This window comes from uncultured Methylovirgula sp., from assembly GCF_947646745.1.
GTDB lineage: Bacteria > Pseudomonadota > Alphaproteobacteria > Rhizobiales > Beijerinckiaceae > Methylovirgula.
This window is the reverse complement of record NZ_CANSHK010000022.1, coordinates 25679-52117: the sequence shown is the minus strand read 5'-3', so window position 1 is coordinate 52117 and position 26439 is coordinate 25679. Positions and strand designations below refer to the sequence as shown.

The window sequence follows — 26439 nt, the reverse complement described above, 5'->3', positions numbered from 1 at the left end:
CGCCGCTGGGCGTGGCGGCGCGGCCGCGGGCCGCGACGGACGCAGCGGATCGGGACGCGATTCGCGCGCCGGCTCGGCGAAGCGCGGCGGCTCCGATCGTGAGGACTCCAGACGCCGCTGCGAAGTCTCGCGGCTGGAAGGCGATGCCAACGGATCGGAGAGATCATAGGCATGGCCTGACCGCGCGACGATGTCGGTCAGTTCGTTCAATGCCTTGATCTGATCGGCAACGACGCGGCGCATCGCCGCCGTCTGCTCGGCGGTCTCCTGCGGCAGGCTCACGGCATTACGGCGCAATTCCTCGCGGGTCGTTTCGAGTTCGCGTTGAATTTCGCGCGCCAAGCCGCGCATTTCCGTCGCAGCGGCTTGGAAGCGCGCGGTCGATTGGCCGAAGATTTCTTCGATCTCGGTGCTCGCCTGCTCATAGGCCGATTGCAGAAGCTGGGTCGTGCGGTCGCGCTCGCTGCTGATTGAGGCGCGGATGCCGCCGAACTGGCGCTCGACCTGGCTCGCCGTCGATTGCGACGTATCGGCCAGGAAGGAACCGATCTCATGCGCCCGTGCTTCGGCACGGCGGAAGGCTTCTTCGACGAGCGCCGAGAACGACGTCATCACCGCATCGAATTCCTCGCGCCGAGCCTGCACATTCGCCAGCAGGCTTTCGAGTGCCGAGCGGCGCTCGTTGAGGCTGCGGTCGAGTTCCGTCTGCGAACGCGACAGATCGACGGCGGCGGCGGCAAGGGCCTCCTGCTGATGCGCGATCGTCTCATAAAGCGCCTGCGCGCTGCCGATGGTGGTGCCGGCATTGGCGCCAAGCGTCTCGATCTGCCGGTTGATGGCCAAGGTCGCTTGTTCGAACTCGGCGACGCGCGCCGCCAAGGCGGATTCGATCGCCGCGAAGGCGGCTTGCGCGTTTTCGACGGTCTGCTGCACGGCCGTGCTTTTCTCGTCGAGGGCGCCGATCGCCTCGCCCATGCCGGCGCGGACCTGTTGATGCGTCGAAACCAGCGCATTGACCGATGCCGTGGCGCCGGCAGCCAGCGCATTGTTGAGGCCCCGCGTCGACTGCTCGATAGCAGCCGCCAATTCCGTCTGTTTCTGCCCCAGCTTTTCGACGAGGTCGGAGCCCTTGGTGTCGAGCACGCCGTGGATCGCCTCCGAGCGTGCACTCAGCGTGTCGTGCAAGGTGCCCTGGCGCTCGTCGAGCGATGCCTGCAGCTCGACAAGCCGGCTTGCCAGCGTCGCGCCGATCTCGTTGACCCGGCCGGCAAGGACGGTGCCGATCTCGGCGATGCGGCCGGCGAGCGTCGTATCGAGGTCCTGCGAGGCCTGGCCAAGCAAGGCGCGCAGAGCCTCGGCACGGCCGCTGAGCAGGCCCTCGAGTTGCCCCGATTCATGATCGAGCGCCGCACTGATCGTGCCGGTGTGATGCGCGAGCGTCTGATCGATCTCGCGCGCCCGTGTCGCCAGATTCTCCGACAATTCGCGACCGCGCTGATCGAGATCCGACGTGACCAGGTCAAGCCGGCCGACGATATGCTCCTCAAAGCGCGCGATGCGGCCATCGAGCGTTTCGGCGATCTCGTTGGCGCGCGCGCCAAGCACTTCGTTCACATCCTGCGCCTGATCGGACAGGGTCTGCGCGATCTCGACCGAGCGGCCGCCGAGCAGGCGGTTGACTTCATCGGCCTTGACCGCCAGCGTCTGGGCGATCTCGGTCGTGCGCGTGCCGAGCAATTGATCGACCTCGTCGGCCTTAGCGGCCAAAAGCAGCGCGATCTCCGCCGCGCGGCTGCCGAGTGTCGTGTTGATCTCGCCGGCGCGGACGTCGAAAGCCGTATTGATTTCGCTCGCTTGCGCGCCGAGCGTTGCGCTCAGCTCTTCGGCCCGTGCCGCGAGCGTCTCGCCGATATCGGTGGTGCTGGCGCTCAACAATTGCCGGGCTTCTTCGGCCTTTTCCGTGAAGCTTTCGGTAAAGGCCGCAACATGCTGGACGAGTTCCGCATTGATCGCTTCGGCGCGCACTGCAAGCGTCTCGCCGAGGTCGGCGGTGCTGGCGTTCAGCAGATGCCGCACTTCGTCCGCCCTTTCCGTGAAGCTTTCGGTAAAGGCCGCAACGTGCTGGACGAGATCGGCATTGATCGCTTCGGCGCGTGCGTCGAGCGCCTGGGTCACATCGCGATTGCCGTCGCTGAGAACGCGGGCGATCTCAAGCGTCCGCGCCGCGAGCGTTTCGTGCAGCGTGCGGGCGCGACCGTCGAGCGCCGAATCGATGCGGCCGAGCAGGCCCTCAAGCGATTCCGCCACCTGCTGCACTTTGGCCGAGGTGCGATCGTCGAGATTTTGCGTATGCAGGGCAAAGACATCCGCCGTGCGGTCGGTGTGCTCTGCGAGCTTGCGATCGAGTTCGCCGCCTTGGTTGTCGAGCACGCTCTGCAAGGTCTCGAAATGCGCGCCAAGCCGGGTCGCCAGCGCATCGGCGTTCTGGCCGAGCCGTTCGGCGATATCATTGCCCTGGCCGGCGATCGCGTCCTCAAACCGCGAAAGCCGTTCCGCCAGCGTCTCGTTGATGCGGTCGCCATGCGTCGCGATGGCACTGATTGCATCGCTGGCGGTTTCGGCGAACCGATCATTGAGCGTGCCGGCATGATAGGCGAACGTGTCGAAAGATTCCTGTGCCGTCGCGGCAAGCCGTTCATGCATTTTGTCAGCATGTCCGGCCAAAGCCGTCGAAGAGTCCTCCAAGACAGCCGCGATGCGGGCACCGGCATCCTCGAGCTTCTGCGCCATTTCGGCAGCGACCGTTTCGCTGCTGTTGCGCAGATTGCTATCGACGTCGGCCAACTTCAGCGTCAGGCCCTGGGCGATTTCGTCGAAAGATGAGGTCGTCCCGGCGAGTTGCGCGGCGGCACGTCCGGTCGCTTCGTCGAGTTCGCGGACGATATTGGCAATGACCGCCTCGCCCGAGCCGCGCAAATGTTCGTCAACCTCGCCAAGACGCTGGCTAAATCCTTGCGCCAGTTCCTCGCTGGCGCGGGCGATCGTCGCATCGACGGAGGCGCGCGTCTCTTCGAGCCGGCTGAGAATATCGCCGCCATGCGAAGCAAGCGTGCCGAGCAGGTCTTCCGCCGCGCGCGCAATCGATAGACGGATTTCCTCGGCGGTCGCGCCAAGCGACCCCGTAATGCGATTGCCGGCGCCATTGAGGCTTTCCGTCAGGCGCCCCGTCGCGACGTCCAATTCCTGGGTAAAGGAATCCTGCGCGCCGCCGATCGCCGAGCGCATCCGCTCGCTATTGGCCAGCATGGACTCGCGCTCGGTGTGCAATTCATCGACGAGAGAGCGGATACGGCGCTCGTTCTCGGAATAGGAGCGTTCGAGGTTGGAGACCTCGGAGCGGACGAGCGTTTCAAGCTCGCCGGCGCGGGCGAGGGCGCGCTCGATCCCGTCGCCCATCGAAACGATCTCGCGGCGGATCGCCTGCGACAGCGTCACCATCTGGTCGCTGGCAATCGTCTCCGGCGCCGAAAGGCGCACGGCGATCTCGACCATCGAGCGCGCCGTCAGGCGCATTTCCTGCGCCCGGCGCGCCAGAAGCGCGGTGACGACGAAGAAAACGACAGGCCCGAGCGCGATCAGCGCGAAAATGCCCATCTCCGGCCGCAGCGCCGAGACGCCGGGCGCCAGGAACTGGGCGCGATGCGCACCGAAATAGAGCCCGGCAACGATCAACCAAACGAACGACAGCACGCCGGCAATGACAAGCGGCGCCGGGCTCGGCTTCTGGTTGAGGGCGCGCAGAATGGCGCCGACAGAATGACGGTCGTCGTTCGCCGGCGTGGACGAGGGCTGGAGATTGGATCGATTGGCGCTGAACTCTCCCTGCCCGCCAGCGGGCTTCGATTCGGACCGTTTCGGGGCGAACAGCGGATGCTCCTCGACTTCCGGCAGGCGCGGCGCCGGGCGATCGAGATCGGCGGGAGGCGCCCCGGCCGAATCGAGCGACGGCCCCTCCGGATAGCGCTTCATGATCTTGGGCGTCTTGTCGGGGTCAGAAGCCTTGGGAAAGACCGGCGTCGAAATCTCCGGCGCTTTGTCTTCGTCGGCCGCGGGCGCGCTTGAGGAAAGGTTCAACGCCTCCTCGATTGCCGACAGCGCCGCAGCCGCCGGATCTTGCGCCTTGTTAGACGTCGCCATGATAACCTCTTACGCAAACGGGGAAATACGCACCCGACACGGAACGCACCCGCGCCAATGCCGCCCGCCCGGCGGCAAAAACGCAAACATTCCATTAACCAAGGGCAGTCTACATCCACGCTTAGGCGATGGAAACCGCGGCTGCCAAAGGTTTGGAAACGTCGTTAACGCGGCCTTCACCATAATCGGAAAGATTTGCCGCGCGGCCGGCGCTGCCTGCGCCGCCTCTCAACTTGTCAACAAAATCCGTACGATGGCAAGCGGTACAGAGGATTGGTGGATAATTCCTGGGGATGGAATCGGGATGAGCAGCCTTAGGCCGACCGCCGGCGGCACCTTCGCCAACGCCGAGAGCACGCCCGAACCGGCGCCCGGGCTCGATATCCCCCATCTTTCGGCCCAAACCTTTGGCGATCTGGCGCTTCAGCACGAAATTCTGACGCTCTTTATCGATCAGACAGCCGAAATCCTCGCCGCGCTCGCAGACCCGGCCGCCCTGCCCAGCCGCCACGCCGATCTCCTCCACAAGCTCATCGGCTCCGCCCGGGCCATCGGCGCCTTCGAACTGGTGGCGGCGGCGGAAACGGCGGACCTCGCGCTTCGGGCGGGACATCCGCCATCGCGCGCCCTGCAAACCTTGCCGGCTGCCGCTGACCGAGCCCTCGTCGCAGCCCGCGACTATCTGGCTATCGTGCCCCGACACGGCGATTAGCGGCAAATTGTTGCAGCGCAGCAAAACCGCTGCCGAAACCCAGCATTTCGAAGCAAAATTTCAAGCGCCGCAAAGACAAGGCTGTTCATCGCGCAAGCTCTTCATTAAGAAGGCGCGCAATCCCACCTAGAACCGTCCACAGAGAAAGCATCAATGGTCCATCTCACCTTCATCGATTCGTCTGGCGAAAAGCGAAAGGTCGAGGCCGAAGAAGGCTCGACCGTGATGGAGGCGGCGATCCGCAATTCGATTCCCGAGATCACCGCCGAATGCGGCGGGGCTTGCGCCTGCGCCACCTGTCACGTCTATGTCGATGAAGCGTTTGTTCCCTTGACGGGCGAGGCCAGCCCGCAGGAAGAGGACATGCTTGATTTTGCCTATGCCGTGCAGCCGAATTCGCGGCTGTCGTGTCAAATCAAAGTCACGCCCGAGATTGACGGCCTGGTCGTCGTGACGCCGCCGCGCCAAGGATAATCCCTGCGAGGATCATTTCCTCGCGCCTCCCGCGACGATCGCCGCAGTCACGTAACCGCCGAGCGCACAGCGCCGGCGAAGACGCGAATTTTCAAGGAGCCTTTTATGGTAGACAACATAGAGACCGACGTTGTCATTGTCGGCGCGGGACCATCCGCTCTCTTCACCGTGTTCGAGCTTGGCCTGCTCGACATCCGCTGCCATCTGATCGACATTCTGCCGCGCGCCGGCGGCCAATGCTCCGAGCTTTATCCGGAAAAGCCGATCTATGACATTCCCGGCCATCCGATGGTCACGGGCGCCGGTCTCGTCGACAACCTCTTGGCGCAGATCGAACCCTTTCGCCCGACATTCCACTTCGATCAATTGGTGACGGAGCTCGAAACGCTCGGCACGGCCGAAGCGCCCAAGTTCCGCGTTAAGACGGATGCCGGCACGACCTTCACCTGCAAAGCGGTGATCGTCGCGGCGGGCGGCGGCTCATTCCAGCCGAAGAAGCCGCCGATCGACGGCATAGAAGCCTATGAAGACAAATCGGTCTTCTATGCGGTGCGGAAGATGGAAGCCTTCCGCGATAAGAACGTGATGATCGTCGGCGGCGGCGATTCCGCGCTCGACTGGACGCTGAACCTGCAGCCGATCGCCAAGACGCTGACGCTCGTCCATCGTCGCGACGAATTCCGCGCCGCGCCGCATTCGGTCAATGCGATGCGCGAGCTCGTTGCCGCGGGCAAAATGGATCTGCGGATCGGCCAAATCGTCGGCCTCGCCGGCGCCGACGGCGAACTCGCCGGCGCCCATTTCAAGGCCGGCAAGGACGAGCCGGTCGAAATCCCGGTGGAGCGGCTCATCCCCTTCTTCGGCCTGACGATGAAGCTCGGCCCGATCGCCGAATGGGGTCTGAACCTCGAGGAAAACCTGATCCCGGTCGATACGGCGCAATTCGAGACCAATGTCCCCGGCATCTTCGCCATCGGCGACATCAATTATTATCCGGGCAAGTTGAAGCTCATCCTTTGCGGCTTCCACGAAGGCTCGCTCGCCGCGCAAAAGGTGCATCGCTACGTCTATCCGGAGAAGAAGCTCACCTTCCAATACACAACCTCTTCGACGAGCCTGCAGAAGAAGCTCGGCGTGCAATAAAAAAGGACCGGCACAAGGCCGGTCCAGTCACATGCCCTGGACGGGACCACGCTGAAGTCTAAAGCCGAGAGCGGGATCTGCGCGAAAAACCGGTCTCCTTTTTCGCGTCCCGCGCCTATCTGGCCGCTCTAATATTTGGCGACGACCGGGGCGGCCGGCGCCGGCGGATTCCACAGCGGAATGATGATGCGGCCCCAGACCCGCGTGTCGTATTGGCCGAGCCCCGGCGAGACATTGCCGAGATAAGGCGCCTGATCGCGCGCTTCGACACTGCGCGTGGCGAACACTTCCGCAGTCACCGTCCCGAACGTATAGCCAACGAGGCCGCCGAGCGCGACTTGGCTGTAGGGATGCGCGCCCCAACCGTTGCGATAGGCTTTGCTCACATCGCCTGACGCATTGCCAATGAAGCCCAATTCCCACTTGCCGATATGTTTGATGGCCGAGAAATCGACATCGAGCACATCTGGCTGAGTCTGAAAGCCGAACGCCGGGTCATTGCCGCTGAGGCCGAAGGTGAGATTGGCGCCGAGGCTCCACCCATCCGCACTGTTGTAAGCGATGCCGGCAAGGTCGGTGAAGGTCCAGAAATTGCCGCCGATGCCGAGCGTTTCGCCGTTATAGGTCTTGACCGGAAAGAAGGTTCCGACGAATTCCGACACGCTCCAGCCGCCGCCGAGATTCCAGACTTCGCCGATCAGCGCGGCTGAATTGTAAAACGACGTGGCGCTGATGCCGGCGGTATGATCGCCGATGCTGAGCTCGGGGACCGCCGCGATCGCCTCGACGTGACCGCCGAGAAAATCGAACGGAGTCGACCAGATGAAGGCCGGCAGATTGACCTCGCCCTGCACGAGCCCGGCGCCCTTGGTCTGGCGCTCCATGTAATAACCGGTGTCGGCGAAGTAGAGACCGCCAGGCAGCGGCACGGCGACCGGCAGGTTCATCGTCCAACCCGCGGGACTCACCGGATCGGCGAAGGCGGGTGCTTTGCAAATAAAAAGAGCCGCGGCCAGAGCCGCGGATATGTGGGCAAATCTTATCGTCGATGGTTTCATGCGAGCCCCCTCGGTTACCAGTCGCGGGAGAATCGCACCGGCCGCGCCCATCGCGGCTGATGGGGATCAATCAACGGCAACGGGAGTTCGCGGCAAATTGTCTCGACCCGGCATGATCCAGATCAATTTCCCTCGCGCCATTCCGCGCCACGCTTTGCGCCTTTATTCGAGCTGCTCAGCGCCGGCGAGGACACACAATGACATCGAGCCGCGAGCCAAGCGCGCAAACATCGAGGGATTTGGCAAAAAATATCACCGACAAAGGCCGCGCTTGCGATTATTGCGAATTGCGCAATCGCGGTTTTTGCAGCCGCCTTAGCGAGGCGCAGCAATCCCTTCTTGCCGCACGGTCGCGGCTGGCGACCCTCGACGCGCACAAAACTTTGTTTCGCCAGGGCGACGAGACGGATCACGTCTATGTCGTCCGCAATGGGCTGCTGCGGCTCTATCAACGGCTGCTCGACGGGCGACGCCAGGTGATCGGCTTCGCCAAGCCGGGCGATCTGCTTCTCTTCCCCTTGACCGAGCGCAACGATTACGGCGCGGATGCGCTCGACTCGGTTTATCTCTGCCAATTCCGACGCCAGGATTTCATCGGATTTCTGCGGCAAGATCCGGAATTCTGGGCCGCCTTGGCAACGGCCATGCACGACGAACTCCTGCGGGCGCGCCGCCAGGTCGCGCTACTCGGCCAAAGACGCGCCGAGCCGAAAGTCGCGCAATTCCTTCTCGCCTTGCACGAAAGCTATGCACGATCGAACAATGAAACGACGCATGTGCCGGTGCGTGTGCCACAAGCCGATATCGCCGACTTTCTCGGCATGACGGTCGAAACGGTGAATCGCACGCTGGCGCGCTTCGCCCGCGACGCGATCATCAGCGTCGCCAAGCGCGGCATCGATTTCCTCGACCTGCGGCGGCTCACGGAGATCGCTGAAAGCGCTTAATCCTTGCGCTTATCCTCGCGCTTCTTGTCCGACTGGAACAAGAACGGCGCGACATCGCCGATGCCGGGCGGCGGCTCGATCGCGAACGGCATGGGGCGGCAGACGGCCATGGCGGAAAGACCGACGCGCGCTGTCAGCATGCCGTTGAGGACGCCCTCGCCGAGGCGCGCCGACAATCGCGCGGCAATACCATGGCCGACGACCTGCTGAATCAAAGAATCACCGACCGCGACGCCGCCGGTAATGGCGAGATGCGCGCCGACCGAACGGATCAGCTTGAGAAAGCCGAAAAAGCCCGGCCGGCCGCCATAGACTTCCGAAATCCGCCGCACCAGCCGCAGCGCCTGCGCGGCGACAAAGGCGACATCGACCAGTGCCCGCGGCGAAATTGCCGTGACCATGGAGACGCGCTTGGCGGCATTGGCGATCTCGCGCGCGACCTCGCGGTCAAGCGGCAGCACGAGATCGCGCTCGGCGATATCGATGAGGTCGCGCCCATCGACGATCTCCTTGGTGAGACCGATGAGATTGGCGCGCACTGCAGCACTCGATCCGCGCTTGGCTTGCAAGGAGACGAGCGCCGCGACAAGCCGGCGTGCCGCATCGCGGTCGTCGGCCGCGCGGGCTGCGGCAAAGCCGATATGCATGTGGGCGATCTTGCTTTGTCGGGCGATGCTCCAAATCTCGCGCCCGGCCATGACCGCAAGCGCCAAAAGCGCCAGGCCCCCGAGGCCGAGCGCCGCATAGCCCAAAGCCTTCGAGCGGGAAAAAAGCTCGGCGACAAGCGCGATGAGCCAATTGCTCAAGGCGAGGAGAATGAATCCGCCCGCCGCCGAAACGAACAGCCCACCCCAGGACAGAAGCGCGCTTTGCGTAATGCCGCGCCGCTGCGCCGATTCAACGGCACGTTCGGCCGGGTCGAGTGGCGCGCCGGACTTCGCGGCTTCAGCCTCGACAAAATCCTCGACCGGCTCGAGCGTGAACGTCTCGCGCGCGGGCTCGGCAGCGCCCTGACCTTTGTCGAGGCGAAAGGCCTGCGGCTTTATGCGTGCTTCGGTCGCCACGTTGCGCCCTCGATCATTTCATCGCACCCGAAAAACGGCTTCGCACCTTTCGGTCCGATGGTGTCCCTTTCATCGCATCGGATCGACCCGAAAACCGCCTCGCACTTTTCGGTCCGATGGTGTCCCTTTCATCGCATCGGATCGACCCGAAAACCGCCTCGCACTTTTCGGTCCGATGCTTATTCAAATTTGTCGCCAAGCAGGAATTGCAAGGCGCGGTCGAGACGGATGTGCGGCAACGGCAGGGCCGTCCCGGCGGCATCGCGCTGCGCGATCGGCGGCCGGAAGCGCACGAAACGGTAATCCGCCGCGCGCGGATCGACGACGCCCATATCGCCCAAGAAGACTGCGTCCGGATCGCGCGGCAATTCGCCCGGAAAGATCGCCGCCTCGGTGCCGCCGTCGAAAATCTCGTCGCCGATGCGCTCGCCCGCCATCGGAATGCCGACGACGGCGGGCAGCGCCGCGCCGCCGCGCCCGACATTGGCCTCGTGCGTCGCCCGCACCGCGGCAAGTGCGACGACGTCGATCATGGCGCCGACATCCTCCGAACGCGCGATGGCACGCGCCGTCAACCGGCGCAAGATCGCCTCGAGTCGATCGTGACTCACGTGGTTGAGATGATCGGCCTTGGTGGCGGCGAACAGGATCTTGTCGATCCGCGGCCGCAGCAGCGTCGTCAAAAGCGTGTTCTTGCCGGTGCGGAATGCGTTCAAAACCTCGCCAAGCGCCTGTTCCAAGTCGCGCACGGCCGAAACGCCTGCATTCAAAGCGGCAAGCACATCGACCAGGACGACCTGCCGGTCGAGCCTTGCAAAATGATCGCGAAAGAACGGCCGCACGACATGATTGCGATAGGCGTCGTAGCGGCGCGCCATCATGCCGGCGAGCGATTGCGGATCGATCTCGCTGGCTTCGTTGAGCGGCAGCGGCGAGAAGGTGAGCAGCGGCGAGCCTTCGAGGTCGCCGGGCATCAGGAAACGCCCCGGCGGCAGCGCCGAGGCCGAAATCGGTTCGGCGCGGCAGGCGCGCAGATAGGCGGTGAACAGCACCGCCGCCTTCTGCGCGACGCTTTCGTCGGCCTTGGCCGCTGCGTCGAGCCCCATGACATAGGCACGCCATTCCGCCGCAAGCGGCGCACGCGCCGGCGCGAGACTCGCGTCGAACGTATCCTGCGACCAACGCAAATAGGATTTGTCGAGCAGCGGCAGATCAAGCAGCCATTCGCCTGGATAATCGATGAGATCGATCGTGAGCTGCGAACGGCGCCGGCCGAAGCCGGTGTCGCGCTCAAATTCGAGCGTCAGCCGCAATTCGGAGATGCGCCGCGTCGATTCCGGCCATGCACGTTTGTCGGCGTCGCCACCGGGGCCGGTCAGCGTCGCGATATGCTCCTCATAAGCGAAGCGCGGCACGGCGTCATCCGGCTGTGGTTCGAGCGTGCCGCGCATCAGACGCCCTTCGGCATGGACGCGAAAAACCGGCAGCGCATTTTTGCCGCCGAGCGCTGCGACGCGCGCCGCGAGTGTCAGGTGCTCGACCAGTGCGGTGACGAAGATCGTTTTGCCGGCGCCCGAAAGACCCGTCACGCCAAGTCGCAGCGGCCGCCCGGACAGCGATTCCGCCAAGTTCTGGATCGCGAGCCCCGCATCGAAGAGAAAATCAGCGAGAGAGGGCAAGGGCCAATCCTCAATCTTGCCGCGGGTTCATTTGGCCAGCGCCTGGCGCGGAACAAAGTATTCGAGCTGACCGCCGCCGCGCCGGGCCTTTTGCCACGTGTCGACGTCGAAATCGATCACGGCGAGCGCCGGGGCCGGAAAGTGGCCGCGCATGCGCACGAGTTCCGCCTTGTTGCCATGCGCCGCGAGCACATGCGCGAGTTCCGCAAGGCCGGGATTGTGACCGACGATCAACAGGAATTTCGCATCCGCCGGCGCCTCGGTCACAACCTCCTCCAGCGTGCGCAGATCGGCGCTGTAGAGCCGCGGCACATAATCGACCGTGAAGGTCTCGCCGGCGCCGCGTTCGAGGCCAGCGAAAGTCTCCTTGGCGCGCTTGGCCGGCGACACCCAGGCGAGATCGGGCCGCAATCCCGCATCGCGGAAATAGCGACCCATCTTTTCGGCCATTTCCCAGCCTCCGGGGGTCAGTTCCCGGTCCGCGTCGGATTCGTCGGTGAGCGGAACCGCTTCGGCATGGCGCAAGATTGCTAATCGCAGCATGGGGAGACCGGGGCGTGAACAAGAGCCGGTCGCCCGGCACCCCTATTATCCCCTACCGCGGGCGGGTTGCAAAGCCGCGCCCGCGCCGGGCTCAGAAGCGGCCGCATTCGCCAGCAATCGCCTCGCGGATCGAAGCCTGCAATTCGATCACAATTTCATTGCTCTCGGAGGGAAAGGTCGTCGCGTCGAGCTGGTTGCACGGGGCAATCAGCCGCAGACTGCTGGTCGCGAATAAGGCGTCGGCGCGCGAAAATTTCTCCAGCGGCAGGGAGCGCTCGGCGACGTCGAAATGCAGGCCGTGCGCCTTGGACAAGACATAGGCGCGTGTCGTCCCGGCAAGCGCACCGTCGCTGAGCGGCGGCGTCACGAGCTGGCGGCCGAAGACGGCAAAGATATTGGCGCTCGCGAGGCAGGCCACGCGGCTATGGGTATTCTCGAACAAGACTTCATCGGCGCCGCGGGCAGACGCCTGCTCCAACGCGAGGACCGAATCGAGATAGGGCAAGGCCTTGATGCGCGAAACCGGCGACGTCTCGTTGCGCCGGATCGAGGTCGTGCCGAGCTTGAGGACCGGAAACAGCGGACCGCGAAGCGATGCCGCGGCGCCAAAGAGAAAGGGCTGCGGATTTTTCGGAAACGACAGCCCGCGCGGGCCCGGTCCGCGCGTGAGCGTCAGGCGCACCGCCCCGTCGCCGATCGCCGCGGCGAGCGCGTCCAAGGCGGTCTCGGCGATCGTCTCATCGAATGGAATGCCGAGGATTTCGGCCGCATCCGCCATGCGGTCGATATGCGACTTACGGCGGAAGATGCGACCGTTGCGCGCCAGCGACGTGTCGAAAATCCCATCGCCGAGATTAAGGCCGCGATCCGTCAAATCGAAAGGAACGACCGACCGCTCGCGTAACGCGCCATCAAACCAGAACACGCGGTTTTCTTTCCACTGCAAGGCGCAAGAAATTAGCGAAAAGAGCGTGGCCAAATTCAGTCAAGATCGATTCCGGATGAAACTGCACGCCATAGACAGGCGCTGAGCGATGCGAAAGCGCCATAATCTCGCCTTCCTCGGATAAAGCATCAACCGAAAGTTGGGTTTCGAGAGCCGGCGTGCCTTCCACAATCAACGAATGGTAGCGCCCGACAACCAGAGGCTGCGGCAATCCCTCAAAAAGCCCCTTGCCGCTATGCGTCAGCCGTGACGTGCGGCCATAAAGCGGCCGCTTGGCCGGTGCGATCCGGCCGCCGAACACTTCACCGATCGCCTGGTGGCCAAGGCAGACGCCGAGAATTGGAATTTCCCCGGTCAATTCTTCGACGACCGCCTCCGAAATGCCGGCATCGCGCGGCGTTCCGGGACCCGGCGACAGCACGACCGCGGCCGGTGCGGCGCGGCGGATCGCGGCCGTGTCGATCTCGTCATTGCGCCGCACGACGACATCGCGGCCGAGCTCCTCGAAATAGCGCGCGACGTTGAAGACGAAAGAATCGTAATTGTCGATGACGAGAACCTGACCGCTCATTGCGCTGCTTCTTCCAATTCCTCGGCGGCGCCGAACGCCTCGAACAGGCGCTTCACCTTCACCTCCGTCTCGGCATATTCGGCAACCGGATCGGAAAGGCTCGTAATGCCGCCGCCGGCATGCATGGACGCATAGCCAGGTTTCAGCACCGCGGTACGGATAGCGATGTTCATATCCAGCGTGCCGTCAAAGCCGATATAGAGAATCGAGCCGCAATAATAGCCGCGCGAGACCTTTTCGATTGCATCGATGATCTCCATGGCGCGGCGCTTGGGCGCGCCGGTCACCGAACCGCCGGGAAAAGTCGCCGCGATGAGATCGACGATATCGTGCCCGCGCGCCAATTCGCCGGTCACGACCGACACGAGATGGTGGACATTGGCATAGGACTCAAGGCCGCACAGCACCGGCACGTCAACCGAACGTGGCTCGCTGACGCGCGAGAGGTCGTTGCGCAAGAGATCGACGATCATGATGTTTTCCGCACGGTCCTTCTCGGACTTGAGAAGCGCCTCGGCGCGGCGCGCATCCTTGGCGGGATCGGGCGAGCGGTTGATCGTGCCCTTGATCGGCCGCGTCTCGATCGCGCGACCGCGCTTGCGCAGCAGCAGTTCGGGCGAGGACGAGGCGATCGCGGTTTCGCCGAGATTGAGATAGGCGGCGAAAGGCGCCGGATTGGCGGCGCGCAATTTCTCGTAAAAGCCGAAAGCCGAGAAATCTTCCGGCAGGGGGGCGGAAAATCTTTGCGCAATATTCGCCTGATAAATATCGCCGGCGAAAATATGCGCCTGCACCGCCTCGATCGCCGCATGATAGGCGCTCGGCGCGAAATTCGACGTCCAGCCGCGGATGGCCGGCGTTTCGGCCGCGTTGCGCGTAGAACGATCGAGAAGGCCAAGCACATGATCGATCCGCGCCGTCGCCCGTGCCGCACGCGCGGCGGGATCGGTCTCCGGCAAGCCGGACGAAAAAACATAAGCGCGCCGCAGCAGATGATCGAAGGCAAGCACAAGATCGTAAAAGCCGAGCGAGACCGGCTCCTCTTGCGCAATCGCATGCCGGCCGCCGCTGAGGCCGTCGAAATCCCAGCCGAACTCATAAGGCAGCGCGCCGATCACCCCGCCCTGAAATGGCGGCAGGGCTTGATCGGCAACAAAGGAGAAGCGCGCCAGCAGATCGCGCAAGGCCCGCTGCGGTGCGACGTCGAGGGCCGCACCGTTCCAAGCCGCGCGGCCCTTGATCGCGGTAAAAGTACCGAATGGCTCCAAGCCGATGAAGGAATAGCGCCCGAGCTTCGGCTCGAACATGGCACTATCGAGAAAAGCAAAGCCCGGCCGCTCGGCGAAGGCGCGCGCGACATCGAGCGGCTCGCGCCATGCGAGCTCATGGATCCACAGTCCGTCCAGCTTTGCCGTCACGTCACATCCTGCCGGAATCGGCGCCATCTCCCTAGCATCATCGTCGGGAACTTGAAAACCGAGAGGGATATGTGGATTCCGCCTCGGTTGCGCAATCGCCGCGCTGGCGGCGACGCGACTTTGCAAACGCCTCGGGTCGCCCTACCATAGCCGTCCGGCCGATTTTTTCTGCGAGAGCTTTGTGATGTGGCGCGTCGTCTTAAGACCGGCGCTTCTGTTCCTCTTGCCCTTCCTGCTCTATGCGGTCTGGCTTCTTCTGCGCCGGACGACGCCTTTTGCCCGCGATCATTGGGGCCGAGGCGTCGTTTCGACCTTGACGCTTTTGGGACTTGTTGCCGCGGTGTCGGGAATGCTTGCCTTTGGAATTTTTGCCGACCGACACCTTGGCGCCTATGTCCCGGCCCATATCGAGAACGGGGTCGTCGTGCCGGGTCATATGCAATGAGCGTGCAATGAGCGTGATCGAGACCGCAGCGCCGGCGTCCGCGCGGGCTTTGCTGCAAAGCCCGGAATTGCTGCGCATTCTGGCATTGCTCGATGCCGATGGCGAAGAAGCCCGCGTCGTCGGCGGCGCGGTGCGCAACGCCCTTCTCGGCCGCCCGGTGAAGGAATTCGACATTGCGACAACGGCGACGCCGGAAACCGTCGCCGCCCGGGCGCAGGCCGCCAATCTGCGCGCCGTGCCGACCGGCCTTGCGCATGGCACGGTCACCGTGATCATCGATGGTCACCCCTTTGAAGTGACGAGCCTGCGTGAAGATATCGAGACGGACGGCCGCCATGCGGTCGTGCGCTTCAGCCGCGATTTTGCCGCCGATGCACAGCGGCGCGATTTCACCATCAACGCCCTGTCGTTGAGCCGCGCCGGGCGCCTCTACGATTATGTCGGCGGCCTCAACGACATCGCCGCGAAAAAGCTGCGCTTCATCGGCGATCCGGCAGCACGCATCAAAGAAGATTATCTGCGCATCCTGCGTTTCTTCCGTTTTTCCGCCGGCTATGCCGAGGGCCCGCTCGACGCGGTCGGCCTCCTTGCTTGCATCCGCGCCCGTGACGGACTCGCGCGCCTGTCGCGCGAACGGGTGCGCAACGAATTGCTGAAATTGCTGAGTGCCCCTCGCGCGGGCGAAGTCACGCGCGAAATGTCGTTGTCCGGGCTGCTCGGGCCGCTGATCGCCTCGGCTCCCAATCCGCTGCGGCTGGAAAACCTGCTGCATTTTCTTGCCGGCGAAGAGCCCGATCCGGTTCTGAACCTCGCCGCGCTCTGCCTCAATCTGCCGGAGGATGCGCATCGCCTGCGCGAAAAGCTGCGCCTTTCCAATCCGGAACATCAACGCCTGGTGAAAGCGGCGGAAGCGTTCGAGACGCTGCACGGTCTCGAAGCACCGCCTGAGGCGCACGGCCTTCTGAAGCTGCTCTACCAATCCGGCCGCCGCGCCGCCTGCGATGCGCTGATGCTCGCCGCGGCAGAGGCGCGCGGCAACATCGCACAATGGCACAAGGCGCTCGGCTTTTTGCGCGAAGCCAAAGAGCCGCGCTTGCCCTTCTCCGGCGAGGAGCTTCTCAACCGCGGCCTCGCCAGCGGCAAGGCCATAGGCGACGCGCTGACGCTTCTGGAAGTTCACTGGATCGATGCCGGCTTTCCTGAGGAGCCAGGCAAGCTGACCGCGCTGCTCGATGCGGTGATCGCGGCAGCCAAATAACCCCCTTTCGCCCGTCCTGCAGCGGGAAAGAAAAGCCGGCTCAGGCCGCCTTTCTCGCCGCCATGGCAGCGAGCGCACGCAGAATGGTCGCCGTGCCTTCGAGCCGCTCGGACGTCTTCTCGAAATCGCGGATGAAGACGACGCGCATGTCGGGCCGCACGCGCGCCTGCGGCCCCTGTTCCGCAACATAGCGCACGAGGCCCTGCGGATTGGCGAACTGGTTTTCGCGGAAGCTCAAGGTGACGCCCTTCGGCCCGGCGTCGAGCTTCTCGACATTGGCCTTGCGGCAGAGCGCCTTGATGGCGACGAGCGCCAGCAACTGCTCGACCTCGCGCGGCAGCGGGCCGAAACGGTCGATCATCTCGGCCGCCATGGCCTCGATCTCGGCATCGGTTTCAAGCGTCGAAAGGCGCCGATAGAGCCCGAGCCGCAGATCGAGATCGGCGACATAGTCCTCGGGGATCGTCACTGCCGTGCCAAGCGTGATCGTCGGTGACCAAGCCTCTTCGACCGGCTCCTCGATCCCCGACTTCAGCGCCAGCACCGCCTCTTCCAGCATCTGCTGATAGAGCTCGTAGCCGACCTCCTTGATGTGACCCGACTGATCCTCGCCGAGGAGATTGCCGGCGCCGCGCAGATCGAGGTCATGCGACGCAAGCTGGAAGCCGGCACCGAGCGTATCGAGCGATTGCAGAACGCTCAACCGCTTCTCGGCCTGCGGCGTCAGCTTTTTGTTGAGCGGCGTGGTGAAATACGCATAGGCGCGCGTCTTCGAACGCCCGACCCGGCCGCGCAATTGGTAAAGCTGCGCCAAGCCGAACATATCGGCACGATGCACGATCAACGTGTTCGCGGTGGGAATATCGAGGCCGGATTCGACGATCGCCGTCGAGAGGAGAATATCGTACTTCCCGTCATAGAAGGCCGACATGCGCGCTTCGAGCTCGGAGGCGGGAAGCTGACCGTTGGCGATGACATATTTGGCCTCCGGCACATTCTGGCGCAGGAAGGCACCGGCCTCTTCGATGTCTTCGATGCGTGGGCAGACATAAAAGCTCTGGCCGCCGCGATAGCGCTCGCGCAGCAGCGCTTCGCGCACGAGCAGCGGATCGAAGGGCGAGATCGAGGTCCGCACCGCCAACCGGTCGACCGGCGGCGTCGCGATGATCGAAAGCTCGCGCACGCCGGTCAGCGCAAGCTGCAAGGTGCGCGGGATCGGCGTCGCCGAGAGGGTGAGCACATGCACTTCGGCGCGCAGCTCCTTCAGCCGCTCCTTGTGCTTGACGCCGAAATGCTGCTCCTCGTCGATGATGACGAGACCGAGATCCTTGAACGCGATCTGTTTGCCAAGCAAGGCATGGGTGCCGACGACGATGTCGATATCGCCGGAAGCAAGCCCTGCTTTCACGGCCCGTAAGTCCGCGGCGCCGACCATGCGGGAAAGTTGCGCGACCTTGACCGGCAGGCCGGCAAAGCGCGCGGTGAAATTCTTCGCATGCTGGCGCGCGAGCAAGGTCGTCGGCACGACGACTGCGACCTGTTTGCCGTTGATCGCCGCGACAAAAGCCGCGCGCAGCGCAACTTCCGTCTTGCCGAAGCCGACGTCGCCGCAGACAAGCCGGTCCATCGGCCTGCCCGAGGCGAGATCGTCGAGCACGGCCTCGATCGTCGCCGCCTGATCCTCCGTCTCGTCATAAGGAAAGCCGGCGCAAAAGGCTTCATAAAGCGGTTCGGGCGGCACGAGCTTGGGGGCTTCGCGTGTCTGCCGCGCCGCGGCAATGCGCAGCAAGCCTGCCGCCATTTCGAGCACGCGCTTGCGCATCCGCGCCTTGCGTTTCTGCCAGCCGGCGCCGCCGAGCTTGTCGAGCTCGACATTGGCATCCTCGGAACCGTAGCGCGAAAGCAGTTCGAGATTTTCGACCGGCAGGAATAGTTTGTCGCCGTCGGCATAGTGGATTTCGAGGCAATCATGCGGCGCGCCGGCAGCCTCGATCGGCGTCAACCCGTGAAAGCGACCGATGCCATGATCGACATGGACGACGAGATCGCCCGCCGTCAGCACGCCGACCTCGGCGATGAAATCCTGCGCGCGGCGCGCCTTTTTGCGGCCGCGGATGAGGCGGTCGCCGAGAATGTCCTGCTCGCCGATAACGGCCAGGTCCGGCGCTTCGAAACCCGTTTCGAGCCCGATCACGGCCAGCGCAACGGCCGTCTTCGGCGTGCGCAAAGCCTCGCTGAAGGACGAAACCGGCTCCAGCGCCCGCAGGCCGAAATCCTTCAGCACATGGCCGAGACGCTCGCGCGAGCCTTCCGACCAGCCGGCGACGACGACGCGCTTGCCCTGCGCCTGTAAGGCCTGCACATGCTCGGCCGCGGCATGAAAGACATTGGCGCCTTCGTCAGCGCGCTCGGCCGCGAAATTGCGGCCGATCTTGCCGGCGCAATCCACGATCAGCGTCTTGCTGCCTTCCGGCGGCGCGAACGGCGTGACGCGGGCGGTGCCCTGCGCGGCGAGCCGCTTCGCCCATTCATCCGCAGGCAGATAAAGCGTATCCGGCGGCAGCGGCTTATAAGGCGCGTTCGAAGGATCCGCGTCGTGCGCGCTTTTGCGCGCGTCGTAATAGTCGCGGATCTGCGCCAACCGCTCGGTCGCGGCTTCGTCCGTCAACGGGTCGAGCACCAGCGGCGCATCGCCGATGTAATCGAACACAGTGTCGAGCCCGTCGTAGAAGAGGGGCAGCCAATGTTCGAGGCCCGGATGGCGGCGGCCTTCGCTCACCGCCTCATAAAGCGTATCGCCGCGCAGGCCGCCGCCGAATTCCGCTACATAACCCTGGCGGAAGCGGCGCATCGCATCCGAAGTCAATTGCACTTCGCTCACCGGGACGAGATCGACGCCGCGCAAGGTCGCGACCGTGCGTTGCGTCTCCGGATCGAAGGTGCGGATCGATTCGAGCGTATCGCCGAAGAAATCGAGCCGGATCGGCTCGGGCATCGACGGCGCGAAAAGGTCGAGAATGCCGCCGCGCACCGCATATTCGCCCGTGTCGCGCACGGCCGAGGCGCGGGCGAAGCCGTTGTTCTCGAGCCATTCGGTGAGGCTCGTCATATTGACCGCATTGCCGGGCGCGGCGGAAAAGGATTCGGCCGCTACCTTCTCGCGCGGCGGCACCCGTTGCAGAATGGCGTTGATCGTCGTCGAAAGGATGCGCGGCTTCTGCGCCGCCGTGCGCGAGCGCGCAAGCCGCGACAGGACCGTCATCCGCCGCGCGGCGATCGCCGCATTGGGCGAGACGCGATCATAGGGCTGGCAGTCCCAGCCGGGGAATTCGAGGATTTCGATGTCCGGCGCGGCAAAGCCGAGCGCCTCATTGAAGGCGCGCGCCCGCTGCTCATCGCGCGCGACATGGACCAGCACGACGGCGCGCTCTTCCGCCGAAGACGCCAGCGCGCGGCTTAAATCAGCGATGCAAAAGGCGTCAAACCCGTCCGGCAGGGAGGCAAGGACAAGCGTGCCCTTTTTGGCAAGTTCGGCGGTCGCGCGTTTAAGGTCTGTCACAGGTCAAATCATTCGGATGGGCCGGCGCCTCAGATATGGATCGGCCCGGCATGGGTGTGGAACTGCCGCAGCTTTCGCAGCACCGGCGTATCGTAATGCGATGGAATTTCGGCCTCGCCCGTCAGCCAGCCAAGGATGTCGCGGTCCTGCGCCTCGAGAAGCGCCTCGTAGTCGGCAAGGTCCGCCTCGCTCAGGCCGCCGATCTCGGCATCGGCGAACCGGCCCATCAAAAGGTCCGTCTCGCGCATGCCGCGATGCCACGACCGGAACAAGGCCCGCCTGCGGCGCGGGTCGGAAGGCTGCGTCATTTTCTTAACCAGACTGTCAATTCCAATAGCCAGAACGGGTCCAATAGCCAAAACGGGATTTGCGCGAAAATCGCGTCCCGCTCCGGCCGTTTTGGTAGCGCCTTCGCAAGCGCACCACAATCTTTGATCCGCAAGCGCCGTGGGCTATAAAGGCGCATGTCAAAAGGCTCGCCCCACGCTCCTTGGTCGCGTCCCCTTGCCGATCTCGTCGATGCGGCGATCGACCCCGTTCTGGCGCGCCAAGGTTTTGGCGAGTCGCAAATCGTCCTCTATTGGGAAGATATTGTCGGCGAGCGCTTGGCGGCAAGCTCCGAACCGCTGGCGCTCAAATGGCCGCCGCGCGGCGCGGCGCGGACGGGCCACGCACCAGCCACGCTCGTCATCCGCGTCGAAAGCGGTTTCGCGCTCGAATTGCAGCATCTTGCCGCCACCGTGATCGAGCGTGTCAACGGCTATCTCGGTTTTGCCTGCATCGATCGCCTTGCTCTGCGGCAAGGCCCGCTTACGCGGCAAAATGCGGCGAAGCGACCCCGCCGAACGCCCTCGCCGGATGCCATCGCCGCCGCTGCGTCAATGGTTTGCGATATCGGCGAAGCCCCGCTGCGCGCCGCACTCGAACGCCTGGGCGCGCACATTATTGAACATTCACTTGACCGCAAGGCTGCTACATGATCGGAGACCGTCCTGATGCGCGGGCGCGGTCTCGATCAAACCTTTCCCCGGGAGAACTCATGTTTCAAAATCAGCGGCGCTCCGCACTCAAAGCGTTCGGGATCATGCTGGCCCTGGCGGCGGGAGGATTTTTTGCCGCCGAACTTTGCGCCGCCGAGGCGCAAAGCGTCACCATTCCGATGGAAAAATTGAATGCGCCGCAAGCGCTCCCCGATATCGTCCAAGGCAAGGCCGATGCGCCGGTGACGATCATCGAATATGCCTCGATGACCTGCCCGCATTGCGCCCGCTTCCATGCCGAGACCTATCCGACGCTGCGCGACAAATACATCAATACCGGGAAAGTGCGTTTCATCCTGCGCGAGTTCCCGCTCGATCCGCGTGCCGCGGCCGCATTCATGCTGGCCCGCTGCGCCGGCGACGGCGACAAGCGCACCGCGGTGATCGACCTTCTCTTCAACGCACAGGAATCCTGGGCCTATTCCGACAAGCCGCTCGATGCGCTCGCCAATCTCATGAAACAGACGGGCATGAGCAGCAAAGACTTCGAAGCCTGCCTCAACGACCAGAAGCTCTACAACAAGGTCGTCAAGGAACGCGATGATGCCGGTAAGGATTTCAGCATCGACGCAACGCCGACCTTTTTCATCAACGGCGTGAAATATAGCGGCGAGATGTCGGTCGCCGCGCTCTCCAAAATCCTCGATCCGCTCGTCGCAAAGAAGTAGGATGGCGCAGGATCGCAGGGACAGGAGGTTTTCATGAACCTGCTGCAGCTTCTTCTCAACGTGGCGTGGATTGCCCTCGGCGGCATCTGGATGTCGGTCGCCTGGGTCATCGCCGGTATCATTATGGCGCTGACGATTATCGGCCTTCCCTGGACGCCGGCTGCCTTTCGCATCGCCGCCTATACGTTGCTGCCGTTCGGCAGCCGCGCCGTGCCGCGGGCGGAGTTCGCCGGCCGGGAAGATCTGGGCACCGGACCGCTCGGCCTTCTCGGCAATATTCTGTGGCTCGTGCTCGCCGGCTGGTGGCTGTCGCTCGGCCATGTCATAACGGCGGCGCTCTGGGCGATTACGATTATCGGCCTGCCGTTCGCCTGGGCGCATTTGAAGCTCGCCGGGCTGGCGCTTTGGCCAATCGGCAAGATCATCGTCCCGGCCAACGCCTAAGCATCGGACCGGAAAGTGCAAAACGGTTTCCGTATCCATCCGATGCGATGAAAAAATCGCCTGTCGGACCGAGCCATGCGAAGTATTTTCGGGCCGATCCGCCGTGCAAAGCGGCCTTGCGCACAGGAAAAGCGCCGCTCTGCCTTGCACAGCGGCGCCGGCTCCCGGCGTAATCGCGGCGGAGAATCCTTGATTCTGACCATTCGGCCAGCAAAAGGTTTGGCCGGCAAGAGGACGGCGTGACAGCGAAAGCATGATACGGCGATGAAATTCCAAAAACTTCACATCGCCGGGTTCAAAACATTCGTCGAACCGACGGATTTCCTGATCGAACCGGGGCTGACCGGCATCGTCGGGCCGAACGGCTGCGGCAAGTCCAATCTCGTCGACGCCCTGCGCTGGGTCATGGGCGAAAGCTCGTCCAAGAACATGCGCGGCGCCGAAATGGACGACGTGATCTTCTCGGGCAGCGGCAACCGCCCCGGCCGCAACATGGCCGAGGTGCGGCTGACGCTCGACAATGGCAGCCGCACGGCGCCCGCGGCCTTTAATGACAACGAAGTGATCGAGGTCGCCCGCCGCATCGAGCGCGAGGCGGGCTCGAGCTTTCGCGTCAATGGCCGCGAAGTCCGCGCCCGCGACGTCCAATTGCTGTTCGCCGACGCTTCAACCGGATCGCGTTCGCCGGCCATGGTCCGGCAAGGGCAGATCAGCGAGCTGATTTCGGTCAAGCCGCAGCAGCGCCGCCGCATTCTCGAAGAGGCCGCCGGCATCGCCGGGCTTTATTCCCGCCGGCACGAGGCCGAACTGCGCCTGAAGGCGGCGGAAGACAATCTCGTCCGGCTCGAAGACGTGGTGAAGCAGATCGAGGCGCAAATCGACGCCTTGAAACGCCAAGCGCGCCAGGCGACCCGCTACCGCAACCTTGCGGGCGACATCAAGCGCAACGAAGCGCTTCTGGCATTGGTCAATTTCCGTGAGGCCAATGCGCAAGTGGGGACCGCCGCCGAAAAGGCCGAGGCCGATCTCAAGCGCGTCGCCGATGTGACTCTGCACCAGGCCGAGACGGCGCGCCTGCAGGCCGTCGCCGCGCACCAATTGCCGCCGCTGCGCGAGGCCGAAGCCCAAGCCGGCGGTGAGTTACAGAAACTGATGCTGGCACGCGAAACGCTCGACGGCGAGGAGCGCCGGGCCAAGGCTCGGCTCGCCGAGCTCGAGCGGCGTATCGCGCAGATGAATGCCGACTTGGGGCGCGAACAAACTTTAATCGAGGATGCGGCTTCGGTACTGGCGCGGCTTGATGGCGAGGCCGAGGAACTCGCCGCACTCGGCGGCAACGATGCTGAAGTCGAGGCTGCGGCGCGCGCCAGATTGGCCGACGCAGAAGCGGCGCTGGCAGAGTCCGAGGCCGCGCTCGGGGCGGCGCAAAGCGCCTTCTCCAACGCCGAAGCTGAGCGCAATGCGCTGAACAAAAGCCTGCGCGACGAAACACAGAGGTTATCGCAATTCGAGACCGAGCTCGCAAAGGTCAGCGCCGAGCTCGCCGCGCTGCGCGCGGAGATCGAAAGCGCGAGCGCCGATGACGGGCTCGGCGCCGCCTTCGAGGCGGCCCGCGCCGCGGTTGAGACGGCTGAAAAAGACATGCTTGCGGCCGAGGCCGCACATGCTGAGGCGCGGCGGATCGAAGCGGAGACGCGGGCGCCTTGGCAGGAGGCCGAGCGCAAAGCGCAGAGTCTCGCAACCGAAGCGCAGACGCTCGCGAAATTGCTCTCGGCGCCCAGCGGCAGCCGCTGGCCTTCGGTCGTCGAAGAGATCAGTGTCGCCAAGGGTTACGAGGCGGCGCTGGGGGCGGCGCTCGGCGACGACCTCGATGCCTCGATCGACGTCGCTGCGCCGGCGCATTGGGATCTGCTGGCGGCGACCGGCGACCCTGCCCTGCCCGAGGGCGTCGAATCGCTCGCCTTGCATGTGACCGCGCCGCCGGCGTTGGCGCGTCGCCTGGCGCAAATCGGCGTCGTCGCGCATGACGCCGGCAAGGTTTTGCAAGCGCAATTGCGGCCGGGCCAGAGACTTGTCTCGGTCGAAGGCGATCTCTGGCGTTGGGACGGCTTCTGCCTTGCGGCGGAGGCGCCGACACCCGCGGCGCGGCGTCTGGCGGAAAAAAACCGGCTCGGCGACCTGACCCGCGACGCCGAGGCGGCGCGGCGGATAGCCGATGGGGCGAAGGCCAGAGCCGAAGCCGCGCAAGCGGATCTGCGGCTCAAAGCCGAGACAGAGGCTCAGGCACGGCAGGCGCACCGTGAGGCCTTACGCGCCGTCGAGCATGCCCGTGAGGCTGCCGCGGAAGCCGAGCGCAAGAAAGCCCAGGTCACGGCGCGCCTCTCCGGCCGCGAGGAAGCGACACAGCGCCTGACCGCAAACCGCGACGAGGCCCGCGCCAGCCAAGCCAAAGCGGAAGCGGCATTGGCCGAATTGGTCGCCGCCCCCGAGCTTGCGATGGCACTCGAAGCCGCGCGCGCCAAGGCCGCGCAGGACCGCACCGCGGCCGCCGAGGCACGCGCGCATTTGCAAGCGCATGTGCATGAAACCCAGGCGCGGGCGAAGCGCCTTGCTGCCATCGGCGCGGAGCGCCAGTCCTGGCAGACGCGCCGCGAACGCGCTTTATCGCAGATCGGCGAATTGGATTCGCGTCTTAAAGAGGCTGCGGCCGAACAGGAAAACCTGACCGAAGCGCCGAACGAGTTTTTGCGCCTGCGCCGCAATCTGATGGACCAGATCGAGACGGCCGAAAACGCGCGCCGCACCGCCGCCGATGCGCGTGCCGCCGCCGAAGAGCGTCTCGCCGAAGCCGATCGGGCAGCTCGCGGCGCGCTTGACGCGATGAGCACCGCGCGCGAGGAAAAGGCGCGCAGCGAAGAGCGACTGGGCGCCGCGCGCGAGCGCTTCGCCGCAATCATCCGCCACATCGAAATGGAGCTGCAGTGCGAGCCTGCCGGCCTCGCCGCGCTGGCCAAGATCGAGCGCGATGCAGACCTGCCGGACGCCGCAAGCGTCGAATCCAAGCTTGAACATTTGAAGGCCGAACGCGAACGGCTCGGCAATGTCAATCTGCGCGCGGATGAGGAACTCATCGAGGCCGAGACGCGTCGCTCGAACCTGACGACCGAGCGCGAAGATCTGACCGAAGCGATCCGCCGTCTGCGTCAGGCCATCCACAGCCTGAACAAGGAAGGCCGCGAACGCCTGCTTGGCGCCTTCGATGCGGTCAACACGCATTTCAAGGACTTGTTCACGACGCTGTTCGGCGGCGGCGCGGCGGAATTGAAGCTCGTCGAATCCGAAGACCCGCTGGAGGCCGGCCTGGAAATTCTCGCCCAGCCGCCGGGCAAGAAAATGCAGGTGCTGACGCTGCTGTCAGGCGGCGAGCAAGCGCTGACTGCGCTGTCGCTGATCTTCGCCGTCTTCCTCACCAATCCGTCGCCGATCTGCGTGCTCGACGAGGTCGATGCGCCGCTCGACGATGCCAATGTCGAACGCTTCTGCGATCTGCTCGATCAGATGGCGAAGCGCACCGATACGCGCTTCGTTACCATCACCCATAATCCGATCACGATGGCCCGGATGGACCGCCTCTTCGGCGTGACCATGGCCGAGCGCGGCGTCAGCCAGTTGGTGTCCGTCGAATTGGCCGAGGTCGAGGGTTTCCTCGAAGCCGTCTGACGTTCAATCGTCGAATACGCCCTCAAGCGCGTAATGGCTCACCGTCTTGCGGTTGGCAATCAATTGCTCGGCCGTCGGCTCGCCCTTCATGGCGCGCGAGATGGCGAGCTTGGTCGCCTCGTAATTGGTGCGATGGAGGTCGCGCCGGTCGAGCGTCTCATCTGTCGCACAGCGCGGATCGAGCCAGATCATGATGATCATGCAAAGATCGTCGGCCTTATCCTTCGGCAAAATCCCTTCGGCAAGGCAATCGACGATGGCATCCCCCGTCGCGGCCTGGACGATGCCGCCGAGCAGTTCCACATAGGCCTCCGAGCGCACGGTCATTTTGGTGGTCATCATCGTCGCCGGCCGCACCTGCTGATTGAGATCGCGGATGACGAACATGCGCGGATGGCCGGCGACCTGTCCTGCCATCGCGGCAAAGGCCTGACCGACCGGACCGCGAATGTCGCCGATCAAGACCTCGGGCATGGCGTCGGTAAATTGCCCTTCGGCGGCCAGAACCGTCGCCTCACCGGTGCGTAACCAAATCTCGCTCATATCGTCACCC

21 protein-coding genes are annotated in these 26439 nt (G+C 64.2%); 10 read left to right on the top strand and 11 right to left on the bottom strand.

Features of this window, described 5'->3' with window-relative positions:
* Nucleotides 1-4197 (bottom strand): hypothetical protein (locus tag Q0025_RS08300; protein ID WP_297297885.1); only part of this gene is annotated, 4197 nt, incomplete at its 3' end.
* A 304-nt stretch (nucleotides 4198-4501) separates the two neighbouring features.
* Between Q0025_RS08300 and Q0025_RS08295 the strand changes: the two genes are divergently transcribed.
* The 3 genes from Q0025_RS08295 (at nucleotide 4502) to Q0025_RS08285 (ending at nucleotide 6526) form a co-directional block, all read left to right on the top strand.
* Nucleotides 4502-4909 (top strand): Hpt domain-containing protein, encoded by a 408-nt coding sequence (locus Q0025_RS08295; RefSeq protein ID WP_297297883.1) that lies wholly within the window; start codon nucleotides 4502-4504, stop codon nucleotides 4907-4909.
* Between the two features lie 153 nt (nucleotides 4910-5062).
* Nucleotides 5063-5383, top strand: coding sequence for a 2Fe-2S iron-sulfur cluster-binding protein (locus Q0025_RS08290; RefSeq protein WP_297297881.1), 321 nt, complete (start codon nucleotides 5063-5065; stop codon nucleotides 5381-5383).
* Between the two features lie 105 nt (nucleotides 5384-5488).
* Nucleotides 5489-6526 (top strand): NAD(P)/FAD-dependent oxidoreductase, encoded by a 1038-nt coding sequence (locus tag Q0025_RS08285; protein ID WP_297297863.1) that lies wholly within the window; start codon nucleotides 5489-5491, stop codon nucleotides 6524-6526.
* A 128-nt stretch (nucleotides 6527-6654) separates the two neighbouring features.
* Here the strand turns inward: Q0025_RS08285 and Q0025_RS08280 are convergent, their stop codons facing one another.
* Nucleotides 6655-7473 (bottom strand): transporter, encoded by an 819-nt coding sequence (locus Q0025_RS08280; protein WP_297297861.1) that lies wholly within the window; start codon nucleotides 7471-7473, stop codon nucleotides 6655-6657.
* 350 nt (nucleotides 7474-7823) lie between these two features.
* On the opposite strand from Q0025_RS08280, the gene Q0025_RS08275 reads away from it, so the two are divergent.
* Nucleotides 7824-8531 (top strand): Crp/Fnr family transcriptional regulator, encoded by a 708-nt coding sequence (locus tag Q0025_RS08275; RefSeq protein WP_297297859.1) that lies wholly within the window; start codon nucleotides 7824-7826, stop codon nucleotides 8529-8531.
* Here the strand turns inward: Q0025_RS08275 and Q0025_RS08270 are convergent.
* The 6 genes from Q0025_RS08270 to Q0025_RS08245 form a co-directional block, all read right to left on the bottom strand.
* Entirely contained in the window at nucleotides 8528-9595 is a 1068-nt protein-coding gene (locus Q0025_RS08270) for a YcjF family protein (protein WP_297297857.1), read from the bottom strand. The two genes, Q0025_RS08275 and Q0025_RS08270, sit on opposite strands and share 4 nt — an antisense overlap.
* 179 nt (nucleotides 9596-9774) lie before the next feature.
* Nucleotides 9775-11274 (bottom strand): YcjX family protein, encoded by a 1500-nt coding sequence (locus Q0025_RS08265; RefSeq protein WP_297297855.1) that lies wholly within the window; start codon nucleotides 11272-11274, stop codon nucleotides 9775-9777.
* 27 nt (nucleotides 11275-11301) lie between these two features.
* Nucleotides 11302-11817, bottom strand: a complete 516-nt coding sequence (locus tag Q0025_RS08260) for a histidine phosphatase family protein (RefSeq protein ID WP_297297853.1) — start codon at nucleotides 11815-11817, stop codon at nucleotides 11302-11304.
* Between the two features lie 91 nt (nucleotides 11818-11908).
* Complete coding sequence (locus tag Q0025_RS08255; protein ID WP_297297851.1) at nucleotides 11909-12742, bottom strand: aminotransferase class IV; 834 nt, start codon at nucleotides 12740-12742, stop codon at nucleotides 11909-11911.
* Nucleotides 12729-13334 (bottom strand): aminodeoxychorismate/anthranilate synthase component II, encoded by a 606-nt coding sequence (locus Q0025_RS08250; RefSeq protein ID WP_297297849.1) that lies wholly within the window; start codon nucleotides 13332-13334, stop codon nucleotides 12729-12731. Before Q0025_RS08250 ends, Q0025_RS08255 begins: the two co-directional genes overlap by 14 nt.
* Complete coding sequence (locus Q0025_RS08245) at nucleotides 13331-14752, bottom strand: anthranilate synthase component I family protein (RefSeq protein WP_297297847.1); 1422 nt, start codon at nucleotides 14750-14752, stop codon at nucleotides 13331-13333. The genes Q0025_RS08250 and Q0025_RS08245 overlap by 4 nt, the downstream gene beginning before the upstream one ends.
* Before the next feature lie 184 nt (nucleotides 14753-14936).
* On the opposite strand from Q0025_RS08245, the gene Q0025_RS08240 reads away from it, so the two are divergent.
* Entirely contained in the window at nucleotides 14937-15197 is a 261-nt protein-coding gene (locus Q0025_RS08240; RefSeq protein ID WP_297297846.1) for a DUF6111 family protein, read from the top strand.
* A 7-nt stretch (nucleotides 15198-15204) separates the two neighbouring features.
* Nucleotides 15205-16455 (top strand): CCA tRNA nucleotidyltransferase, encoded by a 1251-nt coding sequence (locus Q0025_RS08235; protein WP_297297844.1) that lies wholly within the window; start codon nucleotides 15205-15207, stop codon nucleotides 16453-16455.
* Between the two features lie 40 nt (nucleotides 16456-16495).
* Here the strand turns inward: Q0025_RS08235 and mfd are convergent, their stop codons facing one another.
* Entirely contained in the window at nucleotides 16496-20014 is a 3519-nt protein-coding gene (gene mfd / locus Q0025_RS08230; RefSeq protein WP_297297842.1) for a transcription-repair coupling factor, read from the bottom strand.
* A gap of 29 nt (nucleotides 20015-20043) precedes the next feature.
* The gene (locus Q0025_RS08225) at nucleotides 20044-20322 is read right to left on the bottom strand and encodes a succinate dehydrogenase assembly factor 2 (RefSeq protein WP_297297840.1); all 279 of its coding nucleotides are present in this window, start codon (nucleotides 20320-20322) and stop codon (nucleotides 20044-20046) included.
* A gap of 156 nt (nucleotides 20323-20478) precedes the next feature.
* On the opposite strand from Q0025_RS08225, the gene Q0025_RS08220 reads away from it, so the two are divergent.
* From Q0025_RS08220 to smc, 4 genes are all read left to right on the top strand, one after another.
* Nucleotides 20479-20994 carry a DciA family protein gene (locus Q0025_RS08220; RefSeq protein WP_297297838.1) on the top strand — a complete coding sequence of 172 codons (516 nt, stop codon included), beginning with the start codon at nucleotides 20479-20481 and terminating at the stop codon, nucleotides 20992-20994.
* A 59-nt stretch (nucleotides 20995-21053) separates the two neighbouring features.
* Nucleotides 21054-21722: a DsbA family protein gene (locus tag Q0025_RS08215; protein ID WP_297297836.1), complete on the top strand. Its 669-nt coding sequence runs from the start codon at nucleotides 21054-21056 to the stop codon at nucleotides 21720-21722.
* 33 nt (nucleotides 21723-21755) lie between these two features.
* Nucleotides 21756-22166: a YccF domain-containing protein gene (locus Q0025_RS08210; protein WP_297297834.1), complete on the top strand. Its 411-nt coding sequence runs from the start codon at nucleotides 21756-21758 to the stop codon at nucleotides 22164-22166.
* Between the two features lie 264 nt (nucleotides 22167-22430).
* Nucleotides 22431-25886: a chromosome segregation protein SMC gene (smc, locus tag Q0025_RS08205; protein ID WP_297297832.1), complete on the top strand. Its 3456-nt coding sequence runs from the start codon at nucleotides 22431-22433 to the stop codon at nucleotides 25884-25886.
* Between the two features lie 3 nt (nucleotides 25887-25889).
* On the opposite strand, the gene Q0025_RS08200 is transcribed toward smc, so the two are convergent.
* Entirely contained in the window at nucleotides 25890-26429 is a 540-nt protein-coding gene (locus Q0025_RS08200; protein WP_297297830.1) for a formaldehyde-activating enzyme, read from the bottom strand.
* Nucleotides 26430-26439 lie beyond the last annotated feature (10 nt).

What these genes read in the sequence shown, in the direction of transcription:
- Q0025_RS08220 (WP_297297838.1), top strand. Translation starts at nt 20,479, where the DNA reads ATGTCAAAAGGCTCGCCCCACGCTCCTTGGTCGCGTCCCCTTGCCGAT.
- Q0025_RS08200 (WP_297297830.1), bottom strand. Translation starts at nt 26,429, where the DNA reads ATGAGCGAGATTTGGTTACGCACCGGTGAGGCGACGGTTCTGGCCGCC.
- Q0025_RS08250 (WP_297297849.1), bottom strand. Translation starts at nt 13,334, where the DNA reads ATGAGCGGTCAGGTTCTCGTCATCGACAATTACGATTCTTTCGTCTTC.
- Q0025_RS08295 (WP_297297883.1), top strand. Translation starts at nt 4,502, where the DNA reads ATGAGCAGCCTTAGGCCGACCGCCGGCGGCACCTTCGCCAACGCCGAG.
- Q0025_RS08215 (WP_297297836.1), top strand. Translation starts at nt 21,054, where the DNA reads ATGTTTCAAAATCAGCGGCGCTCCGCACTCAAAGCGTTCGGGATCATG.
- Q0025_RS08290 (WP_297297881.1), top strand. Translation starts at nt 5,063, where the DNA reads ATGGTCCATCTCACCTTCATCGATTCGTCTGGCGAAAAGCGAAAGGTC.
- smc (WP_297297832.1), top strand. Translation starts at nt 22,431, where the DNA reads ATGAAATTCCAAAAACTTCACATCGCCGGGTTCAAAACATTCGTCGAA.
- Q0025_RS08210 (WP_297297834.1), top strand. Translation starts at nt 21,756, where the DNA reads ATGAACCTGCTGCAGCTTCTTCTCAACGTGGCGTGGATTGCCCTCGGC.
- Q0025_RS08285 (WP_297297863.1), top strand. Translation starts at nt 5,489, where the DNA reads ATGGTAGACAACATAGAGACCGACGTTGTCATTGTCGGCGCGGGACCA.
- Q0025_RS08235 (WP_297297844.1), top strand. Translation starts at nt 15,205, where the DNA reads ATGAGCGTGATCGAGACCGCAGCGCCGGCGTCCGCGCGGGCTTTGCTG.
- Q0025_RS08280 (WP_297297861.1), bottom strand. Translation starts at nt 7,473, where the DNA reads ATGAACCTGCCGGTCGCCGTGCCGCTGCCTGGCGGTCTCTACTTCGCC.
- Q0025_RS08240 (WP_297297846.1), top strand. Translation starts at nt 14,937, where the DNA reads ATGTGGCGCGTCGTCTTAAGACCGGCGCTTCTGTTCCTCTTGCCCTTC.
- Q0025_RS08225 (WP_297297840.1), bottom strand. Translation starts at nt 20,322, where the DNA reads ATGACGCAGCCTTCCGACCCGCGCCGCAGGCGGGCCTTGTTCCGGTCG.
- Q0025_RS08260 (WP_297297853.1), bottom strand. Translation starts at nt 11,817, where the DNA reads ATGCTGCGATTAGCAATCTTGCGCCATGCCGAAGCGGTTCCGCTCACC.